At 72.2% G+C, this 14,949-nt stretch carries 20 protein-coding genes and 1 pseudogene; 13 read left to right on the forward strand and 8 right to left on the reverse strand.

The features are described from left to right. Positions 1 to 5 precede the first annotated feature (5 nt). The 7 genes and pseudogenes from J7F03_RS36025 (at position 6) to J7F03_RS36050 (ending at position 4,611) form a co-directional block, all read left to right on the forward strand. Positions 6 to 485, forward strand: coding sequence for a DUF5709 domain-containing protein (locus J7F03_RS36025; protein ID WP_214957063.1), 480 nt, complete (start codon positions 6 to 8; stop codon positions 483 to 485). Positions 486 to 637: 152 nt separating this feature from the next. After that, positions 638 to 1,267, forward strand: a complete 630-nt coding sequence (locus J7F03_RS36030; RefSeq protein ID WP_214957064.1) for a DUF5133 domain-containing protein — start codon at positions 638 to 640, stop codon at positions 1,265 to 1,267. A 132-nt stretch (positions 1,268 to 1,399) separates the two neighbouring features. Next, a complete protein-coding gene (locus J7F03_RS36035) occupies positions 1,400 to 1,723 on the forward strand; it encodes a plasmid stabilization protein (protein ID WP_214957065.1) in 324 nt (107 codons plus the stop codon). A 36-nt stretch (positions 1,724 to 1,759) separates the two neighbouring features. Further along, positions 1,760 to 2,836: an NAD-dependent epimerase/dehydratase family protein gene (locus tag J7F03_RS36040; protein ID WP_214957066.1), complete on the forward strand. Its 1,077-nt coding sequence runs from the start codon at positions 1,760 to 1,762 to the stop codon at positions 2,834 to 2,836. A 68-nt stretch (positions 2,837 to 2,904) separates the two neighbouring features. Next, positions 2,905 to 3,705, forward strand: coding sequence for an SDR family oxidoreductase (locus J7F03_RS36045; RefSeq protein ID WP_214957067.1), 801 nt, complete (start codon positions 2,905 to 2,907; stop codon positions 3,703 to 3,705). A 90-nt stretch (positions 3,706 to 3,795) separates the two neighbouring features. Then, positions 3,796 to 4,014 (forward strand): annotated as a pseudogene (locus tag J7F03_RS41635) (SDR family oxidoreductase); the annotation flags it as partial. 201 nt (positions 4,015 to 4,215) lie between these two features. After that, entirely contained in the window at positions 4,216 to 4,611 is a 396-nt protein-coding gene (locus tag J7F03_RS36050) for a hypothetical protein (protein WP_214957068.1), read from the forward strand. Between the two features lie 27 nt (positions 4,612 to 4,638). Here the strand turns inward: J7F03_RS36050 and J7F03_RS36055 are convergent, their stop codons facing one another. The 4 genes from J7F03_RS36055 to J7F03_RS36070 all read right to left on the reverse strand — a co-directional run bounded on the left by J7F03_RS36055 (position 4,639) and on the right by J7F03_RS36070 (position 7,614). Continuing rightward, on the reverse strand, positions 4,639 to 4,827 hold the full coding sequence (locus tag J7F03_RS36055; RefSeq protein WP_214957069.1) for a hypothetical protein: 189 nt from the start codon (positions 4,825 to 4,827) through the stop codon (positions 4,639 to 4,641). 23 nt (positions 4,828 to 4,850) lie between these two features. Further along, positions 4,851 to 5,429, reverse strand: a complete 579-nt coding sequence (locus J7F03_RS36060) for a DUF6328 family protein (protein WP_374104442.1) — start codon at positions 5,427 to 5,429, stop codon at positions 4,851 to 4,853. 123 nt (positions 5,430 to 5,552) lie between these two features. Continuing rightward, positions 5,553 to 6,992 carry a rifampin monooxygenase gene (rox, locus tag J7F03_RS36065; protein ID WP_214957070.1) on the reverse strand — a complete coding sequence of 480 codons (1,440 nt, stop codon included), beginning with the start codon at positions 6,990 to 6,992 and terminating at the stop codon, positions 5,553 to 5,555. A 298-nt stretch (positions 6,993 to 7,290) separates the two neighbouring features. Beyond that, positions 7,291 to 7,614 (reverse strand): hypothetical protein, encoded by a 324-nt coding sequence (locus J7F03_RS36070; protein ID WP_214957071.1) that lies wholly within the window; start codon positions 7,612 to 7,614, stop codon positions 7,291 to 7,293. A 227-nt stretch (positions 7,615 to 7,841) separates the two neighbouring features. Between J7F03_RS36070 and J7F03_RS36075 the strand changes: the two genes are divergently transcribed. From J7F03_RS36075 to J7F03_RS36090, 4 genes are all read left to right on the forward strand, one after another. Continuing rightward, entirely contained in the window at positions 7,842 to 8,078 is a 237-nt protein-coding gene (locus J7F03_RS36075) for a hypothetical protein (RefSeq protein ID WP_214957072.1), read from the forward strand. 276 nt (positions 8,079 to 8,354) lie between these two features. Beyond that, positions 8,355 to 8,930 (forward strand): DUF2231 domain-containing protein, encoded by a 576-nt coding sequence (locus J7F03_RS36080; RefSeq protein WP_214957073.1) that lies wholly within the window; start codon positions 8,355 to 8,357, stop codon positions 8,928 to 8,930. 116 nt (positions 8,931 to 9,046) lie between these two features. Further along, the gene (locus J7F03_RS36085; RefSeq protein ID WP_214957074.1) at positions 9,047 to 9,382 is read left to right on the forward strand and encodes a hypothetical protein; all 336 of its coding nucleotides are present in this window, start codon (positions 9,047 to 9,049) and stop codon (positions 9,380 to 9,382) included. Beyond that, positions 9,379 to 9,990 carry a hypothetical protein gene (locus J7F03_RS36090; protein ID WP_214957076.1) on the forward strand — a complete coding sequence of 204 codons (612 nt, stop codon included), beginning with the start codon at positions 9,379 to 9,381 and terminating at the stop codon, positions 9,988 to 9,990. Before J7F03_RS36085 ends, J7F03_RS36090 begins: the two co-directional genes overlap by 4 nt. A 103-nt stretch (positions 9,991 to 10,093) precedes the next feature. Here the strand turns inward: J7F03_RS36090 and J7F03_RS36095 are convergent, their stop codons facing one another. The 4 genes from J7F03_RS36095 to J7F03_RS36110 all read right to left on the reverse strand — a co-directional run bounded on the left by J7F03_RS36095 (position 10,094) and on the right by J7F03_RS36110 (position 12,678). Then, complete coding sequence (locus tag J7F03_RS36095) at positions 10,094 to 10,447, reverse strand: VOC family protein (protein ID WP_214957078.1); 354 nt, start codon at positions 10,445 to 10,447, stop codon at positions 10,094 to 10,096. 251 nt (positions 10,448 to 10,698) lie between these two features. After that, the gene (locus J7F03_RS36100; RefSeq protein WP_214957080.1) at positions 10,699 to 10,902 is read right to left on the reverse strand and encodes a hypothetical protein; all 204 of its coding nucleotides are present in this window, start codon (positions 10,900 to 10,902) and stop codon (positions 10,699 to 10,701) included. A 48-nt stretch (positions 10,903 to 10,950) separates the two neighbouring features. Continuing rightward, positions 10,951 to 11,244: a hypothetical protein gene (locus J7F03_RS36105; protein ID WP_214957082.1), complete on the reverse strand. Its 294-nt coding sequence runs from the start codon at positions 11,242 to 11,244 to the stop codon at positions 10,951 to 10,953. A gap of 513 nt (positions 11,245 to 11,757) precedes the next feature. Then, positions 11,758 to 12,678, reverse strand: coding sequence for a DUF3626 domain-containing protein (locus J7F03_RS36110; RefSeq protein WP_214957084.1), 921 nt, complete (start codon positions 12,676 to 12,678; stop codon positions 11,758 to 11,760). A gap of 152 nt (positions 12,679 to 12,830) precedes the next feature. Between J7F03_RS36110 and J7F03_RS36115 the strand changes: the two genes are divergently transcribed. Together J7F03_RS36115 and J7F03_RS36120 are read left to right on the forward strand one after the other, a co-directional pair. Then, complete coding sequence (locus tag J7F03_RS36115) at positions 12,831 to 13,844, forward strand: GlxA family transcriptional regulator (RefSeq protein ID WP_214957086.1); 1,014 nt, start codon at positions 12,831 to 12,833, stop codon at positions 13,842 to 13,844. Positions 13,845 to 13,925: 81 nt separating this feature from the next. Then, positions 13,926 to 14,675: an MBL fold metallo-hydrolase gene (locus J7F03_RS36120; RefSeq protein WP_214957088.1), complete on the forward strand. Its 750-nt coding sequence runs from the start codon at positions 13,926 to 13,928 to the stop codon at positions 14,673 to 14,675. Positions 14,676 to 14,949: the final 274 nt, after the last annotated feature.

Here is a 14,949-nt window from a genome sequence, read left to right on the forward strand (position 1 = left end):
AAGTCATGAGCAGGACCACACCGTACGGCGACGACGTCTACCAGCCGCTCGACCCGGACGACCCGGCCGATGCGCAGCCCGACATGGAGAACGCCCTGGACGAACCCGGTCTCGACGAGAACCTGGACACGGGGTACTCGCCGCCCGAGAGGCCCTACGCGGTCAACGACCACGGCACCACCGCGGAGGAGCGGCACGTCGGTGAGAGTCTCGAGCGGCGCCTCGCCCGCGAGGTTCCCGACATCGACGTCGACGTCGATGCCGAGGAGCGAACCTGGGACGATGCCGCCGACGAAACGGGAGGAGCCGCCCAAGCCGGTCCGGTACGGGCCGGACGGCTGGCCCCGTCCGGGGAAACCGCTCCCGGACACCCCCTCTCCGTCCGTGCCCGCGACGTGGGCGTGAACGGAGGAGCCGCATCGGCGGAGGAGGCCGCCGTACACCTCATCGAGGAAGAGGACGAGGACCTCACAAGCGGTTCCTGACCCGCGACGTCAGCCGGGAGGGTCAACGGCGGGGGGCCGTGCGCCTCAGATTGTGGGACCCGTCGACCTGGCTGCCGCGTGTACGCGCTCCAACCGGGCAGGGGGATGTTAGACAGCGGCTTCACCCATAGCGGAGCCCGAGGAGCGGTCGGATGAATCAGACCCCATCACCCCACCGCCCCCCGGCCGTGCCGGACGCGGTACCGGAAGCCGACGCCGATGTCGAAGCCGACGTCGAAGCCGACGTCGAAGCCGACGTCGCGCCGGCCCGGGACACACTGGGCCCCGCGATCGGGATCCTGATGGCACTGGTGCCCTGTACGTCCGAAACCGCCCGCCGCATCCTCGCCGACGCGGCCCGGGCGGCGGGCGCCACGCCCCAGCTCATGGCGCGGACGGCCATCGCCACGCGCGCCCACCCCGGGGAGGCCGGGGCCGACCCGGTGCTCGAACGGGCCCTGCGCACGGTGATCGCCCACGCCCGGACCCCCTCGTCCGCCCTGGAGCCCGCGCCCGCCGGCATGCTGCCGGCCCCCTTCGTGTTGCGCCAGCACCTGAACCACCTGCGCGCCGCGCGCCGCCGTACTCTGGCCGCACCCGACGATCCCGCCCTGCGCGCCGAACTCGACAGCGCCACGTACACGCTGTGCGTCCTGATGGGCGCGAACAGTGCCCACGGCGCCCTCCTCGCGGCCGAGGAGGCGGTGGCCGCCCACCGCCTCCCCGCGTCCGCTTCCGAGGGCCCCGCTCCCGTACGGCCATCCGCGACCGGTCCCGCCTGACGGCGCCGCGAATGCGGTGAGGAATGCGGCCGGGTCGAGCGGGTAGGCGCAACCCGCCGAGGGACGACCCGTCTCGCGCGCACCGCGCAGCGGCTTCGCCGTGTCGGCATCGATACGAGCCAGGGAGCCAGCATGCCTCGCGGTTCCAGCCCCAAGCGTGAACGCCAGTACGAACACATCAAGGAGAGTGCCGAGAAGCGCGGCGAGAGCGCCGGGCGCGCCAAGGAAATCGCGGCGCGGACGGTGAACAAGGAACGGGCCCGCTCGGGCGAGTCGAAGACGGCGAGCAAGAGCTCGATCGAGGACATGTCCTCATCCAAGCGGGGCGGACAGCGCTCCCACAGCGGCTCCGAGGGCCCGACGTACGACCAGCTGTACGCGGAGGCCAAGCGCCGCAACCTGCACGGCCGCTCCTCCATGGACAAGGCCGAACTGAAGCGCGAGCTCGGCCACTGACCCGGCCGCGGCACCCTGACGGAAGGAGCCGAGCAGATGACACCGCACCCAGCGGCCGGGCAGGCGGAAGGCGCCACGCGCGTCGTGGTCGTCGGAGCCACCGGCAACGTGGGCACCAGCGTGGTGCAGGCCCTGTCCGAAGACGCCTCCGTGGCCTCCGTGCTCGGCCTGGCCCGGCGCGTGCCCGGCTGGCGGCCGCCGAAGACCCACTGGCAGGCGGTCGACATCGAGCCGGGCGGCGGCGACCTCGTGCCGCTCTTCACCGGCGCGGACGCCGTCATCCACCTCGCCTGGAAGTTCCAGCCCACCCACCATCCGGACGAGACCTGGCGCACCAACGTCCTCGGCAGCATCCGCGTCTTCGACGCCGTGGTCGCCGCGGGCGTGCCCGCCCTCATCCATGCCTCCTCGGTCGGAGCGTACTCACCCGGCCCCAAGGACCGGGCGGTCGACGAGTCCTGGCCGACCCACGGCTGGCCGCAGGCCGCGTACACGCGGGAGAAGGCCTATCTCGAACGGGTACTCGACGCCTACGAACGGGCCCACCCCGACATCCGCGTCGTCCGAATGCGCCCGGCCTTCCTCTTCAAGCGGGAGTCGGCCTCCGAGCAGCGCCGGATCTTCGCCGGACGGCTGCTGCCGGGGCGCCTCGTACGGCCCGACCTCATCCCCGTCGTGCCCGACCTGCCGGGGCTGCGCTTCCAGGCCCTGCACACCGACGACGCGGCCGCCGCCTACCGGGCGGCCGTCACCCTTCCGGTGCGCGGTCCCTTCAACCTGGCGGCCGAACCGCCCCTGGACGCAGGAGTCCTGGCCCGGGTCTTCGACGCGCGGAGCCTGCCGATGCCCGCCGGTCCGGTACGGGCGGCCCTCGCCGCGGCGTGGCGGCTCCACCTGGTGCCCGCCTCCCCGGACCTCTTCGACGCCGTCCTGCGCCTGCCGCTGCTGGACTGCACCCGCGCGCGGGAGGAACTCGCGTGGGAGCCGCACCGCACGTCGGTGGAGGCCTTCGAGGAGTTCCTCGCCGGACTGCGGGGCGGAGCGGGCATGGACACCGCGCCGCTGGCCGCCGACCGGGCCTACGCCTCCTCCTCGCTCCTGGCCGGTGCGTGACCGTGCCCCTGCCCGGGTCCGGGAGCGTGAGGGGGTGTGCGAGGTCTCCGGGCGGGTAGCCGCAGCTCATGGACACTCCACGCCCCTTGGCCGTCGTCACCGGAGCCTCCAGCGGCATCGGCTTCGAACTCGCGGGTGAATGCGCGCGCCATGGATACGACCTCGTGATCGCAGCCGAGAACGACCTCCTCCACGACGCCGCGGACCTGCTCCGCGTGCACGGTGGAGCCGTGCACGCCGTGACCACCGATCTCGCCACGTACGACGGCGTCGAGGCTCTGATGGGCGCGCTGCGCGCCGACGGGCGTCCCGTGGGCATCGCAGTCCTCAACGCGGGCATCGGCCGGGCCGGCGCCTTCCTGGAGACGGATCTGGCGGACCTGGCCCGGGTGATCGACGTCAACGTCTCCTCGACGGTGCACGTGGCCAGGCGCCTGCTGGTGGACATGGCCGAGCGAGGTGAGGGCCGAGTGCTGATCACCTCGTCGGTCGCCGCCGAGACGCCAGGCCCCTACAACGCCGTCTACAACGCCTCGAAGGCCTTCCTCCAGTCCTTCGCCCAGGCCGTGCACGGCGAGCTGCGGGACACCGGCGTGACGGTCACCGCCCTGATGCCCGGCGCGACCGACACGCGGTTCTTCGTCCGGGCGGGCCTGCTCGACACCCGCGTCGGGCGGTCGAAGAAGGACGATCCCTCGCTCGTCGCGCACCAGGGGTACCGCGCGCTCATGGCCGGCCGGTCCAGGAAGGTGGCCGGCTCCTGGCGCACCAGGGCACAGGAGCAGCTGGTCCGCCGGCTACCCGTCCCCGCCCGGACCGCTCTGCACGCCCACCGGACGCGGCCCCACGGGAGCGGCAGCCACCTGTAGGAGGCATCCACCGTGGACGGACACTCCGGCGCCCGGTCCCAAGGAGCGCCCGCCCCCCACGGGCGGAAGGCAGCCGTGGCCCGCCTCGACCTGGCCGGCCAGGAGGACCGTGACGTTCGCCGCGTCTCCCGGCCGGGCGTCCCGCTGGGCCGGCCCGGGGACGCCCGCGGGGTGGCCGCCGTCATCGGATTCCTCGCCGGGGAGGGGGCCTCGTACGTCACCGACGCCTCCTGGGCGGTCGACGGAGGCATGCTCCGCATGGGCCCGATGGCCGGCTCCCACCTGGAGGACGACCGCCGGCGGCGCCCGTCACGCCCGGTGTGCCCCCGTAGACCGTGTCCTGGCGGCGTCCGGTTGCCCCGTGAGCCGGTCGGGCCCCGACCGTCCGCGCAACGGGTTCGGTGCCCGCACGCGGGGTAGGCGCCTTACAGATCCGCGCTCCGGCCGGTAGGGGCGCGGCTCCCGGACGGAGGGATCCCCATGCACACCACGGCGGCGAGGACCTTGGGCGTGGCCACCCTCGTTCACGGCGTGGCGGTCGCCTGCCGGCCCCGGCCGGCCCGCCCGCGCGGCCTGCCCGAGCAGGCCTCCTCCGCGCTGCTGGTCCGCACCCTGGGAATCAGGGACGCGGCCATCGGCGCTCTGATGGCCACCGCCTCGGGCGGCACGCCGCAGCGTACGGCGGTCGTCTGCCGGACCGCGGCCGGTCTCTGGGACGCGCTCCTCTTCGGCGGCCTCGTGCCCGGCCGGGCCCAGCGCGCCAAGGCGGCCTCGGCCGCCCTGGCCTGGGCCGCCCTGTGCGGTTGGACGCTCACGGGCGAGGACCGGCCGGCCGCACCGCTCGCGGAGGACGCGACGATGGCCGCGCTGCGCGTCGTCCAGTCCACCACGCGCGCGAGAACCTGACGCACGCCGAGCGGATCCGGGTTCCGTTCATCGGAGCCGTCGGCGGTACCAGCGGCGCAGCATCACGGCGGCGAGGAGCAGGGTGGCCGGCCACGCGAGGGCGAAGGCGGTGATCCACGCGGGGGAGCTGGTGGCGACGGCGAGGGTCAGCAGCACCAGGCAGGCCAGCAAGCACGTGACGAGCAGAAGACGAGGGGCCAGAGGCGGCGGGTCCATGACGGTTTCCTGGTCGCGAGGCGTCAGATGCGGCGGGCTGCCCTGCGGCGCAGCCTCAGGGGGAGGACGTACCAGCACAGGGCGAACCAGACCATGACGGTGGCGACGATGACCTGTGCGAGGGGCTGGGGGAGGACGACGTTCAGGATGAGGAGGAGGGTGCAGGCGATGGTCAAGGCGAGAAGTACGAGGCCGCAGGCCATCATGCGGCCCGCGGCCTCGACGACGTCGTCCTTCATCCGCAGACCGGACAGACAGCGGTGGATGGACACCGGCGCGATCAGGGCGGCGGTCGAGGACGCGGCGAGCACGACCGTGATCACGTACAGGACGCGGTCGAACGTCGTCAGTCCCTGGAACGGAGAGGTGAAGGCGATGCTGAGGAGGAATCCGAAGAGGATCTGCACGCCCGTCTGGGCGACGCGGGTCTCCTGCAGGATTTCGGCCCACCGCCGGTTCACGCGCTCACGGGCGCTTTCCGGAGGCCCCTCTTCGACACTTGGCTCGGCACAGGCGCTCGGCCCGACGAACCGGAGGGGCACTCCGGTCGGTTCGCCTGCGTCACGGTCCGTGTCGGCTCTCCGGCTCGCTGCGGCAGTCATGGAATCCTCCTCGGCCACCCGGACGCCTACCCGCCCCGAGGCCCCGCATTCCAACGAACGGGTGCGCCGACGGGCCCGGGGGACCGCACCTCACACCGACGCCCGCCGGTCACAGCGGCGCGCTCAGCCGGCGGCGGCACCGAACCACTTCGGCAGGTGCTCGAGCAGATCCCGCTGATCTTCACCGACCCACGCCACGTGGCCGTCCGGCCGCAGCAGCACCGCGGGCACGTCCAGTTCCTCGCTGACGTCGACGACGTGGTCGACCCGGTCCGCCCAGCCCGCCACCGACAGCCGGCCGGTCCGGTCGAGGAGGAGCCCGCGCCCGTCGTGCATCAGCGAGTAGAGGCGCCCGCTCTTCAGCTCCACGTCCCGCATCCGCCTGCCGAGCAGTTCGTGGCCCTCGCCGAAGTCGTAGCGGACCCCGACCGCGGTGATGAGACCGGTCACGTACCGGTTCACCTCCTCGAAGTCCATCAGCTTCGAGAACAGCTCCCGCAGCGCGGTCGCACCCGGATCGGCCCCCAGCAGCGTGATCTGCGCGCGGGTGTTGTCCAGTACGGCGGCGCCCACGGGGTGCCGTTCGGCGTGGTAACTGTCCAGCAGACCCTCCGGCGCCCAGCCGTTGACCTCGGCGGCCAGCTTCCAGCCGAGGTTGAACGCGTCCTGTACGCCGAGGTTGAGCCCCTGCCCGCCGGTCGGCGGGTGGATGTGCGCCGCGTCGCCGGCCAGCAGCACCCGGCCGACCCGGTAGCGCTCGGCCTGCCGGGTGGCGTCGCCGACCCGGGACAGCCAGCGCGGCGAGTGCACGCCGAAGTCGGTGCCCGCGAAGGCCCGTAGCCGCCGCTTGAACTCATCGAGGGTCGGCGCGGCCGTACGGTCCTCGGCCACACCGTCGGCGGGCACGATGATGCGGTACGTGCCGTCGCCGTTGGGGATGGTGCCGAACCGCAGTTGGGTCTTGCGGACTTCCGCCACGACGGCGGCGACCTTCTCCGCCGACTCGGTCATCTCCATGTCGCCGAGCAGCGTCTCGACCTTGGCGGGCTCACCGGGGAAACCGACACCGAGCCGCTTGCGCACCACGCTGCGGCCGCCGTCGCACCCGACGAGGTAGCGCGAGCGAAGCCGTGTTCCGTCCGCCAGCGCGACGGTCACCCCGTCCCCGTCCCCGTCTTCGTACTGACTCAGCCCGACCACTTCGCAGCCGCGCCGGATCTCGGCACCGAGTTCGACGGCGCGCTCGTTGAGCAGCCTTTCGGTGACGGGCTGCAGAGTGGACAGGCCGTACGGGTGCGCGGTGTCCAACTTCTCCGGCCACGGCTTGGCGATGCCGCCGAAGAAGCCGCCGACCTGGAACTTCTCACTGACCGCGAGGAACCGGTCCAGCAAGCCGCGCTGGTCCGTCATCTCGACGCTGCGCACGTGCAGGCCACGCCCGCGGGACTGCTCGGTCGGCTCCGCCAACTTCTCCAGCACGACCACGTGGACACCGTGCAGACGCAGTTCGGCGGCCAGCATCAACCCGGTCGGTCCACCGCCGACAACGATCACGTCGATCATCAAGAATCCCCATATCCGCAGGTCCTGGCTTCAGCCGCCGATTCTGCGGGACGACCCGGGTCTTGCCGCAAGACCCCCGGTGCGCTATACCTTGAGCGTGGCAAGGAGTGGTTCACCTCCTTGCCTTTTCTTTTTGTTCGATGCCGGCCTTCAGGGCTGGGCCGACCGAGCTTCCGCCGATCCGCTCCCGGCGCTCGCGGGTGTCGATCCCGGATCGCCGCGCGGTTCCGGGAGTGGAAGCGGCCGACTGCGGCCGGCAGCCGCCGCATCCCCGTCGCGCCGCATGCATTCGCTGGATCTACTCGCGCTGGGCGGCCAGCTCGAGCGCGACGTGCTGGAGGACCTCCTGCGCCGCGCCCTGCCGCCCGGCCTCCGAGTCGTAGGCGTCGGCCACCGCCTCGAAAGCCAGCATGAAGCCGTTGACCAGTTCACTCCACGGGCCGGACAGCTGCTCCAGCGTCGCGCGGGCGACCTCCTCCGGGCCGGCTCCCACCGGGACGCAGAACGTCGAGGGTGTCACCTCGGCGCACAGGCTGGACACGTACTCCGGGCCGACACCGCTGCGCATACCCGTCAGTACCGCGATGGCCTTCAGTTTGATCTCGTTGTCGCCGGCGATCACGGCTCCTCCTCGGGCGGACACTCCGCTCGGTAGCGCCTTCCCCCGGCCCGCCATGCCAAACGGGCCGCGGCACCGTGCTGCGCCCGCGTCCCGGGCTGTGCGCGGCCGTGACGAGGCGCTCGTCCTCGTCTGAATGAGCCGCGCCTACCGGGGAAGGCGCAGTAGGGATCCGGTGGATGCCCGGTGGGTCAAGCCCGAGCGCGAACGCCAGTGGAGGCGAGCTTCGCATGACCGAGAGCGCGAGTCCCTACCTCTCCGCGGCGCGGGTCACCGTACTGGGCGTGTACCCCGGCGACCCGCCGTTCCGCATCGTGGAGATCGACGGTGAGTTCGTCAGCACCGCCAGATCCATGACGGACGTGATCCTGACCGCCGCGGCTGCCGGCATCACGATCCACGACCTGGACGACCCGGGCGAGGTCCGGTGGGTCGGCGGCGGCAGGTTCCACTGGAGCAGGCCCTGAAGCGGTGATGCCCGCTGCCCGAAAACCTCGATCCAGGACGCCCCTCGCCGCGTGACCATAGGAGACGACCGTGAACGACAACGGACGCGCACAAGACCGAGAACCGGAGCGACGCGTTGCCGAACTGCCCGATACGGGCGCCATGGTGGACGAACACGGCCGACCGCCCGGGGTGCCGTCGCGCACGGGAACCGGCTCGACCGCGCCACCCGCCGATCCGGAGCGTGTGGAGCGGGCCGCCAGAGCCGCACCCGCTTCAGAGGGACGGTGACTCGGATGAACACACAGATCGGGTCCATCGAGACGGGCCTGCCCGCGCCCCTCGATACGGCGGCCGTCGGGTGGCTGAAAGCCGTGGACCACATCGAGCGGGCCACGGTCGCGGATCCGGCGGTTCGCGTCCTCCAGCGGGGCATTCGAGCCCTTCCACTGGGCGGGGCACGCGATCTTCTGCGCGGCAGGCCGCTGGGCCATCCGCTGCATCCCGTGCTGGTACAGGTGCCGATCGGCTGCTGGCTGTCGGCCGGCGTCATGGACCTCGTACCCGGAGGGCGGCCGGCGGCCACGACGCTCACGGCCGTCGGACTGGCGGGGGCCGGTCCGGCGGCCGTGGCCGGCTGGCTGGACTGGGCGGATCTGCCACCGCAGCAGGCTCGGGTCGGATTGGCCCACGCGGTGTCGAACGTGGCCGTGATCGCCTGCTACGCGTTCTCCCTCGCGGCGAGGGTACGGGGCCATGCGGTCAAGGGCCGGGTCTGGTCCCTCGCCGGCCTGACGGCGGTCGCCGTGAGCGGGGCGCTGGGCGGACACGTGGCCTACCGGCAGGCCATCGGCGCGGATGCTGTGGCCTAGGCAGGGCTCCGGCATCGGTTGGTGTTGGTGGTTGGTGGGGCGAGTGAAGGGCGACCCATCCGGCGAACGTCAAGGTTTCCTTGACAAAAGGATCATGTCAAGGAAACCTTGACGCCATGAACCCCACGCAGGACACGCCGACCGAGGCCGGCTCCCCGGGAGCCGCCCATTCCGCCCTCTCCCTCGCCCTGGGCCTGCTCGCCGTCGCCATCAGCCTGATCGCCGTGGCCATGTCCCTCGAAGACGACCTCGGCGCGGGCGCCACGGCCGCGCTCATCGGTGCGGACGTCGTCCTCATCGCGGTGATGGGCGCACTGTTCGCCACCCTGCGGCCCCAGCCCGCCCGCGGCGGCTCCCCGGCCGGTCCGGCGCAACGGGTGCACGACGAGGAACTGCTCGATGCGCTGGAGCCGTTGGGCGCCTCCCGCGGTCCGGGGGGAGAGGGGCGATGAGCGACGCCGAACTCCTCAGCCCGCAGGAGATCGCAGCCATCCGGGAAGAGGTCGCGGGCGCCGTACTCGGTGCTCCCGAAGGACTCGCCGAATCGCTGGAGCGCGACCCGGAGAGCTTCCTCCGCTTGGTCGCCGCAGCCCGAGTCGGGGCCGAGGAATCCAGCCGGCTCCTGCGGGAGGCCATCCAGGGAGCCAGGGCGGCGGGCCACAGCTGGGACAGCGTGGGCGGGGTTCTGGGAGTCAGCCGGCAGGCAGCCCAGCAGCGGTTCGCCGCCAAGTCGCCTGCCCCGCAGTCTGGTTCCGTGACGGGTGCGGCGGACCAGGCGGACGGCGCGCCGGCGCGCCGGGTCATCACCCCGGTCACCGCGTTCAACGAGATGGCCGAACTCGACGCGGCCGCGAGGGACGGCTGGCACCTGGTGGACTACGGACCGCTCTTCCTCGTGGTGGAAGCCTCCGACCGGACCTGGGAACACCGGCGGGCCTTCGGCGGCCAGCGCCGGCGTATGAAGGCTGAAGGATGGACGCAGGTCGGTGCGGGGTCCTTCCCCTGGCGCTACTACAAGCGCCCCACGGACGGGGTGCCCGGCAACGGCCCCGCCCGGTAGCGGCCCGGGTGCGCGGGCGCAGGCCTGGTCGTCACGGGACGGCGAACCCGCCGGCAGTCGGTCCGGCGAACACCAACAGATCTTGGCCCAGCGCCCGCCGCGGTCAGGCGGGCTGCCACAGCTCGATCCGATTGCCCTCAGGATCGGTGACCCAGCCGAATCGGCCGACACCCTCCATGTCCTGCGTTTCACTGGCCACGTCCGCTCCCTCGGCACGCAATTGCGCGAGCATCGCATCCAGGTCGCGGACCCGGAAGTTGAGCATGGCTTGCTGGGCGCGGGACCCGAAGTAGTCGGTCTCGGACTCGAACGTGGCGAACACCGTCGGCCCGGCTCCCTGATGCCACAGGCCGTTCTCATCGACGTCCAGGCCCAGACAGTCGCGATACCACGCGCTCAGGGCCGCCGGGTCGGCGGCCCGCATGAAATATCCACCGATTCCAAGCACGTGTTCCATGTCGCCATGTTGCCAGGACGGCGATCGGGCGGACCGGCACCACGCCACTCCTGGCGGCCGGCCGCCGAGGTGACGCCCACGAAGTCCGCGCCGCCCAGGGCGGGAAGGCGCTGAGCCCGGGTGGCCCGCCGCCCCTCCGGACCCCGCAGGCCGCTCCGGTCCTTCGCGCCGCGACTCGCGCCGCGACCCCCGCCGTCGGAAAGGCGTTGCCGGCAGGCGCCCGGCACCGTTTCATCGGATCCCGGCCGGGGTCAGTCGCGGCGGAAAAGGTCGACGTCATGGTGAGCCGGCCAGGGGGCGGGGCTGCGCGGGACTTCTCGCCCCTGTTGGAGCCACAGCCGCTCGACCGCGTCGTAGATGGGCGTCTCCACCGGCGAGAGGCCGGCTCCCGTGGCCGGGCCGGACGGCCGGGAGGAGGCGTACTCCGCCCCGTGCGGGTCGGTCTTCACGGCCATCTGGTCACCCGCGCCACGGCCTGGGGCAGCCGCGACCGGCGCGGCTGTTCACCGCGGGACCTTGCTGGAGGATCGTTCCTGCTGCTGGTGATCGACGACACCCGCGATGTCCGGGACGGGCAGTGCCCGGCCGAGCTCTTCGCGGAGAAGGGTGAGAAGACGGGGTTTCCAGTCGGCTGTCTCCAACGCCACGCGGGCCCCGTCGTCGGCGACGGCCGGCAGGACCACTCCACCGGTGACGGTCATCGGGTACACGCCGTCCAGGATGTCGGCCCCGGGCGCGAGGCGGTCCACCGCGATGTCCCATGCGGTGGCGAGGGAGGGGGCGAAGGTGTCGGGCACGGGGGTTCCTTCCGCAGGCCGGGCAATCAGGGACATGCTCGCGGCCTGGAGGAAGCGGGGGATGCGGAAAGGCCTCTCGGGGACCGAAAGGGGTGACATTCCCGGGCCTGTTCGAGCCGACGCCCGCACGGTGGGTGCGGGCCGGGTGAAGCTGCCACGGCGGATACGACGGGCCGCGGCTGGAATCCGGGCCCACCGGCACGACGCATGGAGGTACACCGAAAGCGGAACCGATTCTTCCGATGCTCGTCAGCCGTGGGTGCGTCCATTCATCTGGCCGGTCGCCGAGTCCCGGCCAGACCCGCTCCGCCGTGCGGGCCGGATGTGACTGCTGTGGGTGCCCTCGTCGGCGGGGGCACCCACCCCAGGGCGAGCCCCGGCGAACGCCCCTCGCTCCTGGGTGCGGGCTCGATCGCCGGACCGCTGACCGCTGACGCTGACCGCTGACGGCTCGCGTGGCCGGGAAACGGCACGCATGTCGTCCCGTAAGTGCTGCTCACGGGTGCCGCGTCGCTACCTTGACCGGGGTGACCGCGGCGTCGGAGCAGCCCCGGACAGCCCTGCTCGCAAGCGCGCCGGGTTCTCGCCGTACTGCAGGGCACTTCCGAAGCGCGCCACGTAGTGCCACACCCGCTTGAGTGCTTGTTCGTCGTGGTCGCCGGCACGGGCAGCGTCGCCGACGACGCGCGGATCGAGTCGCCCGTCCGCCGCGATTTCCACGCCCAGGTCGACGTACTCCTGCCCCCGGTAGGAGGCGTGGCGCCGGAGCTCCTCGACGGCGAGGCTGAATCCAGGGTGCCATTCGACCGGGCAGGGAAGACGTCGGGCCGAGGCCTCCACTGCCGTGCCGCGATAGCAGGGGTCCAGAACCACAGCCTCCACGTCGCGGTGCAGCCGGACCGGCCCGTGCACTTGCGCCTCGATGTAGTCGTCGAGCGCGTCCTGACTGTCGGCCTCGGCCAGCTCGATCAGCGGCATGCAGGCCGCGACGCCGAAGTCCGTCGGCTCCAGGAAGCTGTCGGGATAGCAGAACGTGGTCCTTGTCAGCGTCTCGGCGGCCAGCCGGAAGTGGGCGGAGCCGAACCGTGGCGCCCCGCCGACCGGCTTGCGGCGGAAGTTCAGTGCCCCGTAGACCGGTCGCTCATCCGCGGGTGCCTCGTCGTACGCCCCGCCGAAGATCCGACTCTCCCAGCGCCACCGGTCGCCGCCGGCGTGGGCGGTCAAACCGCCGTTGCTCGTCCCCGTGACGAACTGCGAGTGGTAGACGCCGTCCTGAGCCAGGGCATCCAGTATCGGCTTGTCTCGCACCAGGCGGTCCGGATGGAAGTTGAGGGTCACGCGCACCGCCGGATCCACAGGACCTCCGGACGACTGCTCCGCGACGTGGTGGAGAGCCTGTTCGTACGCCGCCAGGGCGGCGGTTGCGGAGTTCATCGGAGCAGTGTCACTCCACCCGATCAATCGGTGCACCCGTATTAGCGCTGCGCCGGGGGACGTGACGCCGTCAGCGATGTCGGAACCGGCGTGTCCGGATGTGAGACAACCTCGTCATTGCGGACATGGACGTGGGGCGAAAAGATCGTCACATGCCCGCACCGCACCGCGTTGTCATCGTCGCCTTCCCCGGCGTGGAACTCCTGGACATCACAGGCCCGGGCGAGGTGTTCTCGGTCGCCTCCCGGGTAGCCGGCTCCGCTCGACCCGGCTACCGGGTGCAGATCGCGACGGCCGACGGTGGCGCGGTCACCACCTCCAGCGGTATCCGGCTGCTGGCCGACCTGCGGCTCGACGAGGTGGACGAGGCGGGGGGACGGGTGGACACCCTGCTCGTGTCCGGCGCGGTCACCCACCAGGAGGGCGGCGGCGCCGAAGCGGTCGTCGACCCGACGGTCACCGACTGGCTGCGCGGGGCCGTGCCCCGCGCGGGCCGCACCGGATCGGTCTGCGCCGGGGCGCACCTCCTGGCCGCGGCCGGGCTGCTGGACGGCAGGGCCGCCACGACACACTGGCTCACCGCCGCCCAACTGGCGGCCGCGCACCCCGAGATCACGGTCGATCCGGACCCGATCTTCATCCGGTCCGGGCGGGTGTGGACGTGCGCCGGGGTGACGTCGGGGATGGACATGGCGCTGGCCATGGTGGCCGAGGACCACGGCCAGGCCGTCGCGCTCGCGACGGCCCGCATGATGGTCATGTACGTCAAACGCTCCGGTGGACAGAGCCAGTTCAGTGTTCCGCTCTCCGTGCAGGCGCCGACCGGCGACCGGATCGACGAACTGTGCCAGTGGATCACCGAGCATCCGGAGGAGGACCTCTCCGCCGAGGCGCTCGCCGAGCGCGTCAACCTCAGCGCACGCCACTTCTCCCGCCTCTTCGCGCAGCGCACCGGCACCACACCCGCCGCCTACGTCGAGTCCACGCGCCTGGAAGCCGCCCGCCGCCTGCTCGAAGAGTCCGACGGCAGCCTTCCGCAGGTCGCCGCGGCCAGCGGCCTCGGCTCCGTGAAGACCCTGCACCGCAGCTTCCGGCGCCGGCTGGGGACCACCCCGGCCGAGTACCGCCGCCGCTTCCGCCAGAGCCACCGCCCCCTACCGGCCTGACCCTCCGCTGCCCGCAGCCCATCCGAGCCCAGCGGACCGCGAAGCATGCCCGGATCCACCTCACACGCGAGGGAAGACACCATGTCCCGCACGAAGATCATCCCGATACCGGTCCTCGGCAAGCACGCCGTCAACGCCTACCTGCTGCTGGGGAGCCGCCCCGTCGTCGTCGACGCCGGAACCCCCGGCAGCGCCCGTACGATCCACGACCACATGGCCCGGCACGGCGTCGACCCCGCCGACCTCGCGCTGATCGTCATCACCCACGGCCACATCGACCACTTCGGCTCGGCCGCGGAACTGCACCGGCTCACCGGAGCCCGGATCGCCGGGCACGTCGCCGACCTGGGCCCCTACCGGACCGGCCGGGTCCGTGAGCCGTATTTCCCGACCGGGCCCATGGGCCGTCTCATGGCCAAGAACAAGAAGTTGCACGTGGAGGCGGACCCCTTCGATCCGGACGTTCTGATCGAGGGTGAGACGGACCTGACGGACTTCGGTATCGCAGCCCGCGTCATGCCCACTCCGGGGCACACCGCAGGCTCCATCTCCGTCCTCACCGACGACGGGGACCTCGTCGCGGGCGACCTCGTCGCCAACTCCTTCATGGGCCTCATCCCCGGAAGACCGGCCAACCCTCCTTTCCACGACGACCCCCACCGCAACCTCGCCAGCCTGCGCGAGATGCTCGCCCTGAACCCCACGAGCCTCCACGTCGGCCACGGCACACCCCTCGACCCCGACCGCGTACGTCGCTGGGCGGACCGTGAGCAGCGACGCCTGGACCGGCTCGCCACCCGAGGCCGCCTCCGAACCCGCCCGCGGGATTAGCGCGCGGCGGTGGATGACACCCCCGCACCCGCTCTCCCCGCCTGCCCTGTTTTTACAAGCTCGCGCGACGAGCCATCCGGACGCCCGATGTCTCCTGCGACGAGGACCGCGAGGCGATCGACCCCTTCTGGGGCCAGGTCGCCACTACCCGTGGGACGCCACCGGCGGCCTCGCCCTCGGCGAGCAGGTCGCGAACCAGGTCTTCACCACCGGACTCCGCACCCTGTGACATGACCGGAGGGGCGGGGGTCCCGGGCGGTTTCTAGGGATCGTC

Origin of the sequence: Streptomyces sp. ISL-43, assembly GCF_018614195.1 — a bacterium.
In the GTDB taxonomy this organism is placed as follows: Bacteria; Actinomycetota; Actinomycetes; order Streptomycetales; family Streptomycetaceae; genus Streptomyces.